The 17,353-nt window shown below is 31.5% G+C and carries 12 protein-coding genes; 11 read left to right on the top strand and 1 reads right to left on the bottom strand.

Annotated features, from left to right (window positions below):
* The first annotated feature begins 372 nt into the window (after positions 1–372).
* The 10 genes from uxaC (at position 373) to GXK57_RS15435 (ending at position 14,030) form a co-directional block, all read left to right on the top strand.
* On the top strand, positions 373–1,773 hold the full coding sequence (uxaC, locus tag GXK57_RS15390; RefSeq protein ID WP_160678081.1) for a glucuronate isomerase: 1,401 nt from the start codon (positions 373–375) through the stop codon (positions 1,771–1,773).
* A 252-nt stretch (positions 1,774–2,025) separates the two neighbouring features.
* A complete protein-coding gene (locus GXK57_RS15395; protein ID WP_160678083.1) occupies positions 2,026–3,381 on the top strand; it encodes an MFS transporter in 1,356 nt (451 codons plus the stop codon).
* Positions 3,382–4,185: 804 nt separating this feature from the next.
* On the top strand, positions 4,186–5,184 hold the full coding sequence (locus GXK57_RS15400; protein ID WP_160678085.1) for a LacI family DNA-binding transcriptional regulator: 999 nt from the start codon (positions 4,186–4,188) through the stop codon (positions 5,182–5,184).
* 513 nt (positions 5,185–5,697) lie between these two features.
* Positions 5,698–7,146, top strand: a complete 1,449-nt coding sequence (locus tag GXK57_RS15405; RefSeq protein ID WP_160678087.1) for a tagaturonate reductase — start codon at positions 5,698–5,700, stop codon at positions 7,144–7,146.
* Positions 7,147–7,170: 24 nt separating this feature from the next.
* Complete coding sequence (locus GXK57_RS15410; protein ID WP_160678089.1) at positions 7,171–8,658, top strand: altronate dehydratase family protein; 1,488 nt, start codon at positions 7,171–7,173, stop codon at positions 8,656–8,658.
* Between the two features lie 167 nt (positions 8,659–8,825).
* A complete protein-coding gene (locus GXK57_RS15415) occupies positions 8,826–9,470 on the top strand; it encodes a bifunctional 4-hydroxy-2-oxoglutarate aldolase/2-dehydro-3-deoxy-phosphogluconate aldolase (protein WP_160678091.1) in 645 nt (214 codons plus the stop codon).
* Between the two features lie 40 nt (positions 9,471–9,510).
* Positions 9,511–10,458, top strand: coding sequence for a sugar kinase (locus GXK57_RS15420; protein ID WP_160678093.1), 948 nt, complete (start codon positions 9,511–9,513; stop codon positions 10,456–10,458).
* Positions 10,459–10,776: 318 nt separating this feature from the next.
* Positions 10,777–12,579, top strand: coding sequence for a methyl-accepting chemotaxis protein (locus GXK57_RS15425; protein ID WP_160678095.1), 1,803 nt, complete (start codon positions 10,777–10,779; stop codon positions 12,577–12,579).
* A 182-nt stretch (positions 12,580–12,761) separates the two neighbouring features.
* Positions 12,762–13,526 carry a MerR family transcriptional regulator gene (locus tag GXK57_RS15430; RefSeq protein ID WP_160678097.1) on the top strand — a complete coding sequence of 255 codons (765 nt, stop codon included), beginning with the start codon at positions 12,762–12,764 and terminating at the stop codon, positions 13,524–13,526.
* A 174-nt stretch (positions 13,527–13,700) separates the two neighbouring features.
* Positions 13,701–14,030, top strand: a complete 330-nt coding sequence (locus tag GXK57_RS15435; protein WP_160678099.1) for a hypothetical protein — start codon at positions 13,701–13,703, stop codon at positions 14,028–14,030.
* A 243-nt stretch (positions 14,031–14,273) separates the two neighbouring features.
* Here GXK57_RS15435 and GXK57_RS15440 read toward each other — a convergent pair whose 3' ends face one another.
* The gene (locus tag GXK57_RS15440) at positions 14,274–15,938 is read right to left on the bottom strand and encodes a cell shape-determining protein (RefSeq protein ID WP_160678101.1); all 1,665 of its coding nucleotides are present in this window, start codon (positions 15,936–15,938) and stop codon (positions 14,274–14,276) included.
* 462 nt (positions 15,939–16,400) lie between these two features.
* On the opposite strand from GXK57_RS15440, the gene queG reads away from it, so the two are divergent.
* Positions 16,401–17,291, top strand: coding sequence for a tRNA epoxyqueuosine(34) reductase QueG (gene queG / locus GXK57_RS15445; RefSeq protein ID WP_160678103.1), 891 nt, complete (start codon positions 16,401–16,403; stop codon positions 17,289–17,291).
* The last annotated feature ends 62 nt before the right edge of the window (positions 17,292–17,353 follow it).

Below are 17,353 nucleotides of genomic sequence, written 5' to 3' on the forward strand. Positions count from 1 at the left end.
CACTGAAGGAGGTAGCTTCAGTGACTTTTTTAGTATTCTTAAGTAAATAATACTTCTGATGAAATAGAGTATAAATATGGGTGCATTAATAAAAATCGTATAAGGGTAAGAATAAAAAAGTAAAATTAAGACGCCTGCCAGAATTTCTTCACATAAGTTCAGAAAAGGCAGATGCGAAAAAAGTTCATTGAAGAAGGTCGCTTCATTGACTTTTTTTTGAAGAACTTACAGTGGTGAATAATTTCACAATTTTTTTGTTCACGTGAACATTTTCCTATTGTATTCTTGAAAGAAAACGATTATAATAACATTGTAGATGATTGTTCACGTGAACAATTCTAAAAATGATTGATAAAGAGTAGGGTGATTAATATGAAAAAATTTATGGATGAAAATTTTTTGTTATCCAATGAAACAGCAGTAAAATTGTTCCATGATTATTCAAAAAACATGCCAATCATTGACTATCACTGCCACTTAAACCCTAAAGAAATTTATGAAAATAAGAGATTTAAAAATATAACTGAAGTTTGGTTATACGGGGATCATTATAAGTGGAGAGCAATGAGAAGTAATGGAGTAGACGAAAACACTATCACTGGAGATGCAAGTGACTATGATAAATTTTTAGCATGGGCTAAGACATTACAAGTTGCTATAGGTAATCCACTTTATCATTGGACTCACTTAGAACTTCAAAGATTCTTTGGAATTTACGAGCCTTTAACTGAAAAAACAGCTCCTCAAATATGGGACAAGGCTAATGAAATTCTTAGTGGAGAAGATTTTAGTGCAAGAGAACTAATTAAAAAATCAAATGTAGAAGCTATATGCACTACTGATGATCCTGTAGATTCTCTTGAATATCACATAAAGCTTAAGGAAGATACAAGCTTTGATGTGAAAGTATTACCAACCTTTAGACCAGATAAAGGTATTGAGATAAATAGAGCTACATTCTTACCATGGGTTAAAAAGTTAGAAGAAGTTTCAGGAAAAGAAATAGCTAACTACGAAATTTTCTTAGAAGCTTTTGCTTCAAGAGTAGAATTCTTCCATTCAGTTGGATGCAGAGTATCAGATCATGCTTTAGACACAGTAGTATATGCAGATGCTACTAAGGAAGAAGCTGCTGAGATATTTGCAAAGGCATTAAAGGGAGAAGTTGTAAGCTTTGAAGAAGAAAAGAAATATAAAACTTACACTTTAGGTTTTATAGCTAAGATTTATCATAAATTAGGTTGGGCTATGCAGCTTCATATCGGAGCACTTAGAAACAACAACACAAGAATGTTTAATAAGCTAGGAGCAGATACAGGTTTTGATTCTATCAATGATGGAACTGTAGCAGAAGCACTTTCAAGATTCTTAGATTCATTAAACAGAGAAGATTTACTTCCAAAGACTATACTGTACACTCTAAATCCAAAAGATAATTATGTTCTTGGAACAATGCTTGGAAACTTCCAAGGTGGTGGAATACCAGGAAAGATACAATTTGGATCTGGATGGTGGTTTAACGACAGCATAGATGGAATGCTTCAACAAATGAAGGCTTTAGCAAACCTTGGATTATTAAGTAGATTTGTAGGAATGCTTACAGATTCAAGAAGTTTCTTATCTTACCCAAGACATGAATATTTCAGAAGAATAGTATGTAATCTTATTGGCGAATGGGTAGAAAATGGGGAAGTTCCAGCTGATATAGAACTTTTAGGTAATATAGTTCAAGATATATCTTATAGAAATGCTAAAGAGTATTTTAAATTATAGAAATTAACAGTGTAATTTGCATATAATTGTTAACGTGTGCAGTAATGGAAAGATATCATTGCATACGTTGACAAATATATATACACAATATATATTATTCGATAACAAATATAAAAAGGTATTATAAAATAATTTTGTGTAAACGTTATTGAAAAACTTATATCAAAAGCTAAGTGTGGGTATTAAAAACAATTAAACAAGAGTTATAAAATTTTAAAAATATAAAATAATATTAAGAAAGAGGTAACTAGTATGAGTAAGTTAACTTTAAAAGAAAAGATTTCATACGGTCTGGGTGACTTTGGTAATGGCTTTATGTTTGACCTTGGACAAGCGTATTTGCTTAAGTTTTATACAGATGTATGTGGAATAGCATCAACTGCTGCAGGTGGAATATTCCTATTCACTAAGATATTTGATGCATTTATGGACCCTATAGCAGGTATAGCTATAGATTCAAGAAAGAATATAGGTAAAAATGGTAGATTTAAGCCAATTATGTTTTTCTCAAGTATATTACTTGCTATCCTTACTGTGATAACCTTTACTACACCAGTGGGAGCATCAGCTCATCAAAAATTAATATATGGATATGCTACATATATGATATGGGGACTAATGTACTCATTTACTAATGTTCCTTATGGATCATTAGCATCAGTAATGACTCAAGATGTTCAAGATAGAGCAAACCTAGCTTCCTTTAGACAAGCAGGTTCAGTATCTGCGCTATTAATAACAGGTGTTGCATTTATGCCAATAGTTACACATTTTTCAGATTCGAAAATTGGCTTCCCTATAGCTGCTGGAATTATGTCACTAGTAGGTGTAATATCCTTCTTTGTAACATTCAAAAATACTAAAGAAGTTGTAGAAGTTAAGAGAAGTAATGAAAAAGTAAGACCAAAAGATTTTGCAAATGCAGTATTTACAAACAAGCCATTATTAACATTAATACTTATGACAGTATTTTCAATATCAGCATACAACATAAAAACTTCGATGATGGTATACTTCTGTCAATATTACCTAGGAAACGCTGCACTTTTATCTAGAACAAACTTCTTCACAATAGGTAGTTCAATAGTTGCAATTTTATTTATTCCTACATTAGTAAAGAAATTAGGAAAGAAGAAAACAGCAATATTAGGATTCTCAATGAGCTTTATAGCTGATGGATTAAACTTCATATTACCAGTTCACATAGTTCCATTTACAATACTTATGGCTATATCATTCATAGGAATAGCTCTACCAAACGGTGCTACTTGGGCCTTCGTTTCAGACGTTATAGATTACGGTGAATGGCATACAGGTGAAAGAAGAGAAGGTATAACTTATTCAGCATTTAACTTCTCAAGAAAGATAGCTCAAGCAATAGCTGGATCACTTTCAGGTTTTGGTTTAGCATTAATAGGATATGTTCCAAATGTAAAACAATCAGCTCAAACTCTATTAGGTATGAAGGGATTATTAATGTTATATCCTTGTATAGCTTTAATAATAGCTGCTATAGTACTAGGCGTATTATACGGACTGTCAGACAAAAAATATAAAGATATAGTTGCAGATCTTCAAGCAGGAAGATATGAAAAGAAAACTGTATAAATAAATATATCTAATTGAATCACTTAATCAGATATATATTTAACTTGATAGACCTACTTATTTTTCTATAAAATAAGTGTTAGCAGTTGTTGTATATATCTAGGTTACGCTTTTAGGTAAGCTACCAATAAAAAGTTATTATAAATCCACCAAATTATATAGTGCTAATAGGTTACCTAATAAAACGTTTCTTCCTAAATAGATATAGTGAATTCCATAGGTTAAGTGATGCAACTATATAAATTAGTCAAACAAAATATATAATTATAAATACTATTTTCCGCTACTTATTTTAATTATATATTTAAATTGACATATAATATCTCTATAATTAATGAAAACGCAAGTATTTAAAATAATTAAGTGCTTGCGTTTATTTTTTTTATTTCAATAAGGCTTTTAACAAATACTATTTCTGGTAGCCTTTTATATTTATATAACATAAAGTTGTGAGCAGATATGAATACAGGATATAGGAAAGTTTTGAAAGATTTTCACGTTTTCAATTAATTGTAGCTGCTAATGTATTGACATAGGGTTATAATGTTGTTAACCTAAAATTTGATGGCTATTTTATTCAAAATAGAATGTGTATATGGTAGTACTTAATCATATTCTTAACAAGGGATATGTTTAAGAATATTGTTTAAATTAAGTGGTTATATAACAATAGCATTAACCACTTAATTTAAACACCATTATTGAATAGCGACTTAACAAGGTACTATTAATAAAATACTAATGGAAATAACAGTGAAATTGATTAAATATACATAAAGTAAATAAATAAAAAAGGGTGAAATCATGAGCATAACGATAAAAGACATAGCAAAATTGGCAAATGTATCTCATACTACAGTATCTAGAGCACTAAATGATAGTCCTCTTATAAATGAGGAAACTAAGAGTAGAATTAAATCTTTAGCTGCAGAGCTTAATTATGTACCTAACTATAGCGCTAAGAGTTTAGTGTTAGATAAATCTTATACCATAGGTTTATTTTTCTCTAGCATAAGTAAGGGAACTTCCCCTAGTTTTTTCTATGAGATCGTAAGAGGAGTAAATAGTGCAATAAAAGAAAATTATAATCTTGTAGTACGTGGTATAGATGATTATAAGGATTTTTCAGGAATCAATAGCAAAAGGTTTGATGGAATTGTGCTTATGAGCCAAAGTGACAATGATAACGAATTTATATATCATGTATGGCAAAATCAAATACCGCTTATAGTATTGAATAGAGAAGTGGAAGGAAACTCTTTGATAAATATACTTTCGGATGATGAGGAAGGCGCGTATAAAGCTGCTAAGTATCTAATAGAAAATAACCATAAAAACATAGCTATAATAGAAGGAAAAGAAGAGTTTAAGTCGAGCAAAAAAAGAAAAGATGGATTTTTAAAGGCCTTGATAAAGTATAGTGCTCCGGTTAGGAATGAATATATGGTAAGAGGTAATTATGATATAAAAGGTGGATATGAAGCTATGAAGAAGTTATTAGCTTTGTCAACACCACCAACAGCAGTTTTTTGTTCAAATGACGATATGGCCATTGGTGCTATAAAGGCAATTGCAGAAAATGGACTTGCGGTACCAAGAGATATTTCTGTGGTTGGGTTTGACAATATAGATTTTGCCCAATATGCGACACCTGCTCTTACTACTGTAAAAAGGCCTATGGAGGAAATAAGTATAATAGGTGGTAGAAGGTTAATAGATATAATAGACAACAAAGAATATAGAGGTGAGAAAGTTTATATTAAAACTGAGCTTATCGTAAGAGAATCAACGGCTAAATTATAAAATAGGGCTGTGTTAACGGAACTTGTTGAAATTAAGTTGTTAGTCATCCGATGCTTTGACAGAATACAGAAAAAATGAACTAAAAGAATTTGGTTCGTTTTTTGCAGTCTAGGAAAATATATAATTTTATGCTAGATAAACCTAGTAATATAAGGGTGAAGAACAACCATTTAGGATAGGCAGTAGATAAATCTTATTAGCCTGTTGGATTTTCATTATATACATTCAGAAAAGGCAGATTCACAAAAAATCTCACTGAAGAAGTTCACTTCAGTGAGATTTTTGCTTTAAAACTATATTGTTAAAACAAATACAAGCAAAATTGGAAAGTATAATCAAAAACTTATAAAGTCTCTAAAATTATTGAAATAAATATTTATAAAACTTATTGTTAACGTGTGCATTAGGTGCTATAATGTGAATGTAGAGAAAATAAATATAACAAAGATTGTTAATAAAAATTTTTTAAACTATTTTGCACACGTGAACAAACGTGTATGGAGGAGTCGGAAAATGAAATTAAATAAAGAAAATTTTAAAGAATACAAACAATATCCAGAAAAAGTTTTACAATTTGGAGAAGGAAACTTCTTAAGAGCTTTTGTAGATTGGCAAATAGATAAAATGAATAAAGAAGCTGGCTTTAATGGCAGCGTTGTTGTAGTTCAACCTATAGAATTTGGTATGGTTGACAAATTAAATGAACAAGATGGTTTATATACTCTTTACCTACAAGGGATAAAAGATGGAAAAGCTGTTAAAGAACATGAAGTTATAAATAGCATCAGTAGAGGAATTAACCCATATACTCAATATGACGAATATCTAAAGGTTGCTGAAAACCCAGAATTAAGATTCATAATATCAAACACAACAGAAGCTGGAATAGCTTTTGATGAAAATGATAAGTTAGAAGACAGACCACAAAAGACATTCCCAGGAAAGTTAACTGCATTATTATATAACAGATTCAAAGCTTTTGATGGAGCTAAGGAAAAGGGCTTGATAATAATACCATGTGAACTTATAGAGAAAAATGGTGAGAAGCTTAAAGCAATAGTTCTTAAATTTGCTGAACTTTGGAACTTAGGAGAAGCATTTGTAAACTGGATAAATGAAGCTAATACCTTCTGCGGAAGCTTAGTTGACAGAATAGTGCCAGGATATCCAAGAGATACTATAAAAGAAATAACCGAAGAATTAGGTTATGAAGATAATCTAGTAAATGTTGGTGAACAATTCCATCTGTGGGTAATCGAAGGTCCTGCATGTATAGAAAATGAATTCCCAGTAGGAAAAGCTGGATTAAACACTATATTTGTTGAAGATATGACTCCATATAGAACAAGAAAGGTTAGAATCCTTAATGGTGCACATACTTCATTAGTACCAGTTTCATACCTATATGGATTAGAAACAGTTGGTGAATCAGTTGATCATGAAGTAATAGGTGAATTTATAAAAGGTGTTGTATATGACGAAATAATTCCTACTTTGGATCTACCAGTAGAAGAATTAAAATATTTCGCTCATGCAGTTCTTGAAAGATTCCAAAATCCATTTGTAAATCACTATCTAATGAGTATTGCACTAAACTCAATGTCAAAGTTTGAAACTAGAGATCTTCCTACATTATTACAATACATAAACAGAAAAGGAGAACTTCCTAAGAAGTTAGTATTCTCACTTGCAGCATTGATAGAGTTCTATAAAGGCAAAAGAGGAGAAGAAGCTATAGCTTTAGCTGACGATGCAGATATATTAGATTTATACAAAAATGCATGGGGTAGCTGTGATGGAACAGAAGCTGGTTTAAGGCAAGTAGTTACTACAGTTCTTGGCTATGAAAAGAACTGGAAGATGAACTTGAATGAAGTAAAAGGCTTAACAGATGCTGTTACTTATTACCTTGAAAAGATAGAGACACTAGGAATTAAGGAAGCACTTAAAGAAGTTATGTAATTATAAATAGAGAGAGGTAATTTCATGAAAAGTGTTCTTAAAATAAATGAAAATGATAATGTAGTTGTTGCATTAATGGACTTGAATAAAGATCAAAGTATAGAAGTTGATGGTAAGGTTATTACACTAAAGGAAGACATTAAGAGAGGGCATAAAATAGCTATAAAAGCAATAAATCTTAATGAAGATGTTGTTAAATATGGATTTCCAATAGGACATGCTATAACTGCTATAGAAGAAGGCCAATGGATTCATACACATAATACGAAAACAAACCTTGATGGAATAAAAGATTATTCTTTCAATCAAAAGTTAGTTGACAACATTTATAACCATAAAAATCTGACCTTCAAAGGTTATAAAAGAGCCAATGGTAATGTTGGAATAAGAAATGAACTATGGATTGTTCCTACTGTAGGCTGTGTTAATGGTATTGCGGAGAGAATGCTAGATAGACTTAAGAAGGAAGTAGGAGAACTACAAATAGACAATACTTTAGTTCTTAAGCATAACTATGGATGTTCCCAATTAGGTGATGACCATATAACTACAAGAACTATTCTTGGAGATGCAGCTAAGCACCCAAATGCTGGAGGAGTTTTAGTTCTAGGACTTGGCTGTGAAAACAATAATATGGCTGAATTTAAGAAATCTTTAGGTGAATTTGATGAAAGCAGAATTAAATTTCTAGTTTGTCAAGAAGTATCAGATGAACTTGAAGAAGGAGTAAAGCTATTAAAAGAGTTATATGAAAATATGAAGAATGATGTTAGAGAAGAAGTACCTCTTTCTGAGCTTAAGGTTGGTCTTAAGTGTGGAGGATCTGATGGATTCTCAGGTATAACAGCTAATCCGCTAGTGGGAAGATTTTCAGATTTCCTTGTAGCTCAAGGTGGAACAACTATACTTACTGAGGTTCCAGAAATGTTTGGAGCTGAAACTCTACTTATGGATAGAGCTTTAGACGGAGAAGTTTTCAATAAGGTAGTTCATCTAATTAATGACTTCAAAGAATACTTTATAAAGTACGACCAACCAGTATACGAAAATCCTTCACCAGGAAATAAAGCCGGTGGAATTACTACATTAGAAGATAAGTCTTTAGGATGTACTCAAAAAGCTGGTACAGCTACTGTAATAGATGTGCTTAAATATGGAGATACCCTTAAGAAAAAAGGATTGAACTTATTAAGTGCACCAGGCAATGATTTAGTTGCTGCTTCTGCTTTAGCATCAGCAGGGTGTCAAATGGTTCTATTTACAACTGGTAGAGGAACTCCATTTGGATCATATGTTCCAACACTAAAGATATCAACTAATACTCAACTATACAATTTGAAGCCACACTGGATTGATTTCAATGCAGGAAGTCTTCTTGAAGATAAAGATGCAGAGCAAGTTTTAAAGGAATTTATTGATCATATTATAAGTGTAGCAAGTGGAGAGCTTGCTAACAATGAAAAAAATGATTTTAGAGAATTAGCAATATTTAAAACCGGTGTAACACTATAAAGAAAATTAAAAAAATGAATATATAAGCATACGCTGCTTTTTATAAATACTTTACTTTATAAATACTTCTGCCATTTGTACTTTAAAGCAATAGTAATCTCTTAAAGTAGCGTATCCCAAGATATTTTATTAGTAGGTATTACATCTATAAATATTAGGAGGACTAAATGAAAAGAATACAAACTATTCAAAAAATAACTGAATGCGGTGTAGTAGCTGTTATAAGAGCGGAGTCTAAGGAACAGGCTATAAAGATAATAGATGCAGTAAAAGAAGGCGGAATAAAGGCTCTAGAAATTACAATGACAGTGCCTGGAGCAGTAGAGATAATAAAAGAGATATCAGAGATTTATAAGAATGAAGATTTAATAATAGGTGCAGGTACAGTTCTAGATCCAGAAACAGCTAGAGCATGTATTCTTGCTGGAGCAGAATTTATAGTAAGTCCTTACTTTGATGCAGAAACTGTTAAGCTATGCAATAGATATAGAGTAGCAGTAATGCCAGGAATAATGACTGTTAAGGAAGCTGTTGCTGCACTTGAATATGGTGTTGAAGTTCTAAAGGTTTTCCCAGGAAATGCTTATGGGCCTTCAATAATAAGTTCCTTCAAAGGACCTTTGCCACAAGCTAACTTCATGCCTACAGGCGGAGTTAACTTAGAAAACATAAAGGATTGGGTAAAAGCTGGAGCAGTAGCTGTTGGAACAGGTTCTGATCTAACTAAAGGAGCAAAGACTGGCGACTATGCTTTAGTTACTGAAACTGCTAAAAAGTTTGTTGATGCATTAAATAAAGCAAGAGAAATATAATATTATTTCTAAAGATTATTTGAGAGATGGTGTAAGCACGATGGAAGTATTAACTTTTGGTGAAACTATGGTTCTTTTCAATCCTGAATCTAATGGACCATTAAGATATGTTAATAGTTTTGGCAAGTCAGTAGGAGGAGCAGATTCTAATGTAGCGGTAGCTCTTGCAAGACTTGGACATGATACAGCGTGGTTTTCAAAGTTAGGAAATGATGAATTTGGAAGACAAATCCTCAATGTAGTAAGAGGCGAGGGCGTTGATACCTCTAGAGTTAAGCTTGATAACGAAGCAAATACTGGTATTATGTTTAAGGAAAGAATAGGTGGAGACAATCCAAGTGTTTATTACTACAGAAAAGGATCTGCAGCAAGTAGACTTTCTGTACAAGATATAGATGTGGATTACATTAAAAAAGCTAAGATAATTCATGTTACTGGTATTACTCCAGCTTTATCTGAAAGTGCTAGGGCCATGGTGTTTGAGGTTCTTAAGATAGCAAAAGAAAATAAAATAACAGTTTCTTTTGATCCTAACATAAGGTTAAAGTTGTGGACGATTGAAGAAGCTAAGCCTGTACTTTTAGAAATGGCAAAGATGGCTGATATAATTTTCCCAGGATGTGATGAAGGGGAGCTACTTTTAGGAACTAGTGATGAAAAAGAGATAGCAGACGAGTTTATGTCAATGGGAGCTAAGATAGTAGCGGTAAAGCTAGGAGCAGAAGGCTGTTATGTAGCTAACAAAGATGAAGCTGTTTACGTTAAAGGCTTCAAAATAGAAAAGCTTATAGATTCTGCTGGGGCTGGAGATGGTTTTGCAGCTGGATTCTTATCAGGAGTTCTGAAAGGCCTAAGCTTAGGTGAGTGTGGTAAGCAAGGAAATGGAGTTGGAGCAATGGCAACTCTTGTTCAAGGGGACATGGAAGCATACCCATATATGGATCAGCTTATGACCTTTATGGGGAAAAAGAAAGTTATAGATAGATAAAGATATATATAAAGTAATCATATAGATTACTACGATTCTTAAGGATAATAAGTATATTATAAGAAAATGTTTTTGGACGAACATTATATAAAAAGCTGTGCATTAGAGTAACTCTATGTACAGCTTTTTACTTTTGTAACTTATTATAGTATAATTACTTGAAGTTTTGCTTTTTTATACAATATTGAGGTTAAGTTATAGTATTGCCATATTGAGTTTAACTTTAGTAACATTATCAAATAAAGTATAAATTCCTCAAGGAAATACTTAAATATTAATTGATAATCAACGATAATAAACAAAAGGAGGATTGATGAGTTGAATAATCATAAAAATTTATTTTTTAGATCAGTGGCTAGTATTGAAGTTTTTACCTATATAGTTCCAGTTCCACTGGTAGCGTACATAATATTAATTCTTGGGAAATACTCTGAAAGTTCCTCTGCTATATTAGGCTATTTTTTTGGACTTACGATGGCAACGGTAATAACTTTAATTCATGGTATTTTAAATAAGTTATTTTATAGAAAGATTGAAAGTGACTTAAACCATTATGAAGCCTTAACTGAGGAAAAGATTAGATATCATAGAGCAACTTTATTAAGATATCCATTTAAAGAAGGTATTTATACTTTTATAAGATGGTTATATGGAGTAATGCTAGTACCTGTGTTTGCAGGAGTTTTTACTGAAATAACTAGTTCTAGACTTATAGTGTGTGCGGCAGCTGCTATAATGGCAGCCCCATTAGGTTTTGTTATAAATTATTTTGGAGCTGAGGCTATTAACTATAATATTCTATCTAACCAAGTTTTCTCTAATATAAGTGGAAATAATGAGGAAAAGAAGGATTTTAAGCTCACAACAAAGTTTTCAATGTTAGCAATTGTTATATTCTGGCTTTGTTTTACAGCGTTCTTTAGTATTAGCTATGCTAGCATAACTGATATACTAGATAAGAATAATATAATTATACACTATGGCGTAATCTCTGTTGCTATCTTATATGTGACGGTGTTTAGTCTCTTGAGATTCCATAAGATTGTAAAGAACAGATTAGGAGATATGGTTACTGTAATAAAAACAATTTCTGAGGGAGACTTAACCGTAAATATAAGTACAACCTCCAACGATGATTTAGGAGAAATATCTGAAGCTATACTGCTCATGAAAAATGCATTGAAAAATATAGCTTTAGGAACAGTTAGTGAATCAAATAATATTTCAGATACAGTTATTTTTACAACAAATAGTATGGAAGTATTATCTAAGGATATAGAGAAGGTTGCATCTATAACAGAACAGCTATCTGCAGTAACAGAGGAAACCGCTGCATCTACAATTGAAATTAGTGGATTTTCTAAAGAGATAGAAAATAATATAGAAAAGGCAACCTTGAAAGTTAACGACGATGCAATTTTAGTTGAAAATATTATGAGTAGAGCTAAAACTCTAAGGGTAAATGCAGTAAATTCAAAGAAGAACGCTGATGATGTTTATGAGTTGACACAGAAAAAGTTATTAAGTGCAATGGAACAGATAAAAACCGTTGATAAGATCGCAGTATTATCAAATTCTATACTAGCTATAGCAAACCAAACTAATCTTTTAGCACTAAATGCTGCTATTGAGGCTGCAAGAGCTGGAGAGGCAGGAAGGGGATTTTCAGTTGTAGCTGATCAGATAAGAGTATTAGCTGAAAACTCAAGTAAATTTATTGGAGAAATAAAGGTTGTCACAGAAGAAGTTATGGTGGCATCTAAGAATATTGTGGAATCTTCAAACGAGCTATTAGGGTTTATTGATAATCAAGTTATAAATGACTATGAGTCTATGGTTCAAACTGGGGAGTACTATATGGAAGATGCAACTAGGGTTGAAAATCTTATAAAGAATATTAGGAGTACCTTCCAGATGTTACTCTCTTCATCATCAAATATATCTAGTATCATAGAGCAGGTATCTCAGGCAAGTGATTCTATAGCAGAGGGTACTCAAGATATAATGATTAAGGCACAAGATGTTTTATCAAGTGCTACAAAAGTTAAAGATAATACTCAATTATCTAAGGAAAGTACGATAAACTTAATGGAGATGACTTCAAAATATAAAGTTAATTAGAATTAAGGAAGATTTGTAAAAGAATCACTGAAGAAGATATCTTCAGTGATTCTTTTACTATGCATTAAAGCTAGTAATCTTAACTAGATATAATTTTATCAATAGAGAAATAAAAGTTTATTTTTAGTATTGACATTAACGCAACGTAAAAGTTTATATTAATAATATCAGGAGGTGATGTTGTGGAGTACACAGTGCAAAAGTTAGCACAACTAGGGCGGATAAGTACAAGAACTCTAAGATATTATGATGAGATTGGAATTCTAAAGCCGGCAAGAATCAACTCATCAGGATATCGTATATATGGTCAAGAAGAGGTGGATAAACTGCAGCAAATACTTTTTTATAAAGAGTTAGGTGTAGATTTAGAAAGTATAAAGGATATAATAACTAACCCTGCTTTTGATAGGGCAAAGGCACTGAAAGAGCATAAGCAAAAGCTTCTTGAGAGAAAGGCTCAACTGGATCTATTATTAGACAATGTTGATAAAACTTTAAAAGCAATGGAAGGAGTAATTACAATGAAAGATAAAGAAAAATTTGAAGGGTTCAAACAAAAGCTTATAGATGATAATGAAGAGAAATATGGGAAAGAAATACGAGATAAATATGGTGATGACACAATTAATAAATCAAATACTAAGCTTAAGGGAATGACTGAAGAAGAATATGAAGAAGTTACTAAGTTAGGAAATGAAGTTATAGAACTTCTTTCCAAAGCTTTTGCAACAGGAGATCCAGCAGGAGAACTTGCCCAAAAGGCTGCAGAGCTTCATAAACAGTGGCTTAGTTTTTATTGGGATAAGTATAGCAAGGAAGCACATGCAGGAGTTGCGCAAATGTATGTAGAGGATGAAAGATTTAGAGAATTTTATGATAAAGAGCAGCCTGGGACAGCAGCGTTTTTAAGAGATGCCATTTTAGTTTATACTGGAATGAAAAAATAAATATCATTGTCATACCAAACTTTTCAAAGATGTATTGGAATGATAGATAAACAAAAGAATCGCTAAATAAAGTTGCTTTAGTGGTTCTTTTATTATTTAATCGCCAATATTGCTATTGACTATTTGAGGCACTAGGTTTTAAATGGTTTATATAGAATTTTATGGGGGAATGTTATGACTTTAGTTTTTATAATTTTTATAGCTTGTAGCATATTATTTATTTCCTTGGGAATTATTGTGTATAAGTTAAAAAAGATAGAAATACTTTCATATTATGATGGAACGAAAAAATATGATAGAGATACTCTTGCAAAGATAGCAGGAAAACATCTAATTGATATGGGAATATGGACTCTTATTATTAATGTAATATTTATGTTTTTATGTAGGATACATTTTGCTTTTATATTTCTATTCATGATAAGTTATTGCTTTGTATTAGTATGGTATAGTGTAAAAGTCACTAAAGATATAGAAAAGTTAGAGTTGAAAAATAATAATTAAGATCAAAAGGATAGAGAAGTAATTTTAGCAAGTATATTTAAGTCTCAAGATTGTGATAAGGATATTTTTAAGGTTAGACTATGTTTAAGGATATTGTTCAAAATAAGGGGTTATTAAATAAATACTATATGAGTGAGCTATCAGAATTAATATGAATTATAAATATAATTCATATTAATTCTGATAGCTCATATAAGCACAGCATGAATAACCGCTTATTTTTAATACAGACAAAAATGAAAATTATTTCTTTTCTGTAGAAGTCTTATTTTCTTTCTCTATTTTTTTCTGAGTATCAGATTTTCTTTGTGAAAACTCTAGATTGTCAAATCCAGTTGCATTTATAACAACGCCATCGGCATCTATATAATCAAGTTCTACCTTATCCCCAGCTTGAGTTAAGGCTAGTTCACCAGATGCATCTGCACTTACAACGAATATAACATCTGGTTTTTCCTTAGTTATGATATGGTAGAAGGTTGTCTTATCAGTAATTTCCTGGCCAATTCTCAATACTGTAGCTTGTTCATGATTTATCTTACCTGAAGAATTCAAGGATGAAAGATTGCCTTTACCAGTAAGTGCCTTTGTATAATCTGATAAGGTTTGTTTAGTTGTCTCGCCAACTCCTACGATATTATAGTCTTGTACACTTATCATTCCATACATTCTTACAATACCATCTTTATCTTTAAGTGTTGTAAAGTAGGTTGGAACATTTTCTATATTGATTAATATTGGCGAAGTTGCTTTGTAACCCATGTTCTGTACTTTACCCTCAGCTGATTTTATACTTGCCTCTTCAGTAGCACCAGAAGTTTTGTATAAGGTTGTTTGATGAGTTTTTGTATTTGTCAAAGTAAAACCTATAGTAGCACTATCCTTACCTACAGAGGTTAATCCGTTATAGTAATAGCAGTTACCTTTGTCATAAATTATTTCTCCACCTTCAGTAGTCTTAAGCTTATTGTTCTTGGTGAACCACTGAAATCCCTTTATATACTCTCCATAGAGGTTTAATTGTTTTCTAACTATATCTTCTGGTTGAATTCTATCTACCCAGCTAGGAGTATTATTTATATCATAATTTTTTACTTCTCCAGTTTGTGCATTTACTATAGCTGTACCTAACACTTTTTCCCCAGAAAAACCTATAGTGTTTTTGTATCTAGTTATAACCCAATAAGGAGCACCATTATCATCAATTTCAAAAGAGTAGTCAGTTAAACCTACAAATTCATTGCCTTGATAATAAGTATGTCTTAGAAGATCATCGCTTAAAAAAGCATTAGGCTGATATTTTAAATGTATAGGCTTGCCATTAAGTTCTTTAACGAAAGTTACATCATCAGCATTTGTAGCGCTTACTACTATATATCCTGGAGTACCTTCACGATTGCTTGACCAACTGAAGAAGCCTGAGTGCAATAACGGAACAATCCAGCAAAGTTTATCTTTAACAATTTGTTTTACAGGCTCTCCTGGAGTTACTTGGCTACCTATAGCTCCAGCTTCTCCAAGCTTCTTTTCAGCCAGTTTTTCTGCATATGTCTTGTCTACTACAGGTAGTTGAGTTATATCTATTGGCGAAATATCTTTAGAGAAGGTTTCTTCTTTTATTGTACCAATTAGGTTTTTGTAATCTTTGGCTCTAAATATGCCACTAGATATTAGGCAGTACCCCAGGAATACTAAAATAATTATAGGTATAATAACTACTACCTTCTTGTTTCTTAGAATTAGTCTAGCTAAGACTGATAGAAAAATAATGGCTATTGAAACAAATAAAGTTGTTGATATAAATCCTAAAGTTAAAGGGAATAAAAATAGCCAGTGAACAGCTAGTGTGATCAGAACAATAAAAATTACCGCAGCTAAGAAAAACTTAGAGTTTGCCTCTTTTTTCATATTAAAATCTCCTTATAATTAATTAATAGTTATTGCGAAACTTAGACATCTGGATTGAAATATACTCAATTTTAGCATATGTACAAAATAAATAAAATGTAAAGAAATTCTATAATTATAGTAATTTAAGGTTGCTTTTATAAAAAGTACAAGAAAGTGTCAATAAAAACTATAAGTAAGTAGTTAAAAGTCTACATGCTTATCTTTTTTATAATATGGAAATAATAAAGCTAATTAAGGATTTATTAATTTGAATTAATAATTTACATTAAGATCACTTTATAATTATATAGGTATCCAACTTAACTATTGCTTTATAAATGCCCGATAATTCCCAGAAGCCGTGATTATAGGGTATTCATAAATTAAGTTTTCGTAAAGTATACCTATAGGTAAGATGATACTTTATCTTGAATAACTAGTATGCTTATTTTTCTATATACAAGTAAAGGAATGATTAGAGTGAAAGAAAAGCTTATAGATTTTTGTAAGTCTATTGGAATAGAGTGTGTAGGAATTGCGCCTTCAGGACCTTATCTTGATTTCGAAGAACTTTGGAGAAAACAAATTGCTAAAGGTAAAATAACTGGCTTCGAAGAAAAAGATATTGAAAAAAGAGTTTATCCCAATTTGACTTTACATGATTGTAAATCTGTAATAGTGTGCTTGTTTCCATACTATATAGGGGAAAGAGAAGGAGCCAATATATCTAAATATGCATTCAGCAAAGACTATCATGTTATAGGTAAGAAAAAATTAGAGCAAATTGGCTGTTTTTTAAGTGAAAGCCTTGAAGGTTTTAATTATAAGGCCTTTGTTGATACTGGTCCTCTAAGTGATAGATATTTAGCTTATAGAGCTGGATTGGGATTCTGGGGGATAAATAATCACATAATAACTGATAGATATGGTTCTTATGTGTTTATCGGGTACATATTAAATAACTATCCATTTGAAGTGGATAAACCTCAAGATAGAACTTGCTTTCAGTGCTTTACTTGCGTAAAAAGATGCCCAGGGCAGTGTATCTTAGGAGATTTTACTATTGATCCGCTAAGATGTAGATCTTATATAACTCAAAAGAAAGGTGAACTATCAGAAGAAGAGACTGAGATACTAAAAAAGACAGATATGATATGGGGGTGTGATGTGTGTCAGGATGTTTGTCCACATAATAGAAAAATTGAAGAAACTAATTTAGAGGAATTTAGAAATGATTTAAAGTATAGAATCGAATTAGAGGAACTTGAGGAAATATCCAATAAAGAATTTATGAGACGATATAAAGATAGAGCTTTTAGTTGGAGAGGAGGGAAAGTTATACTTAGAAATCACCAAATACTTAAAGATTAATGATTTAAAGAGACTATTGAGAAAGTTAATCCTACAGATAGTCTCTTTAATCAAATAGCTTA

The sequence above is a fragment of the Clostridium sp. C8-1-8 genome (assembly GCF_009928445.1).
Classification (GTDB): domain Bacteria; phylum Bacillota; class Clostridia; order Clostridiales; family Clostridiaceae; genus Clostridium_AR.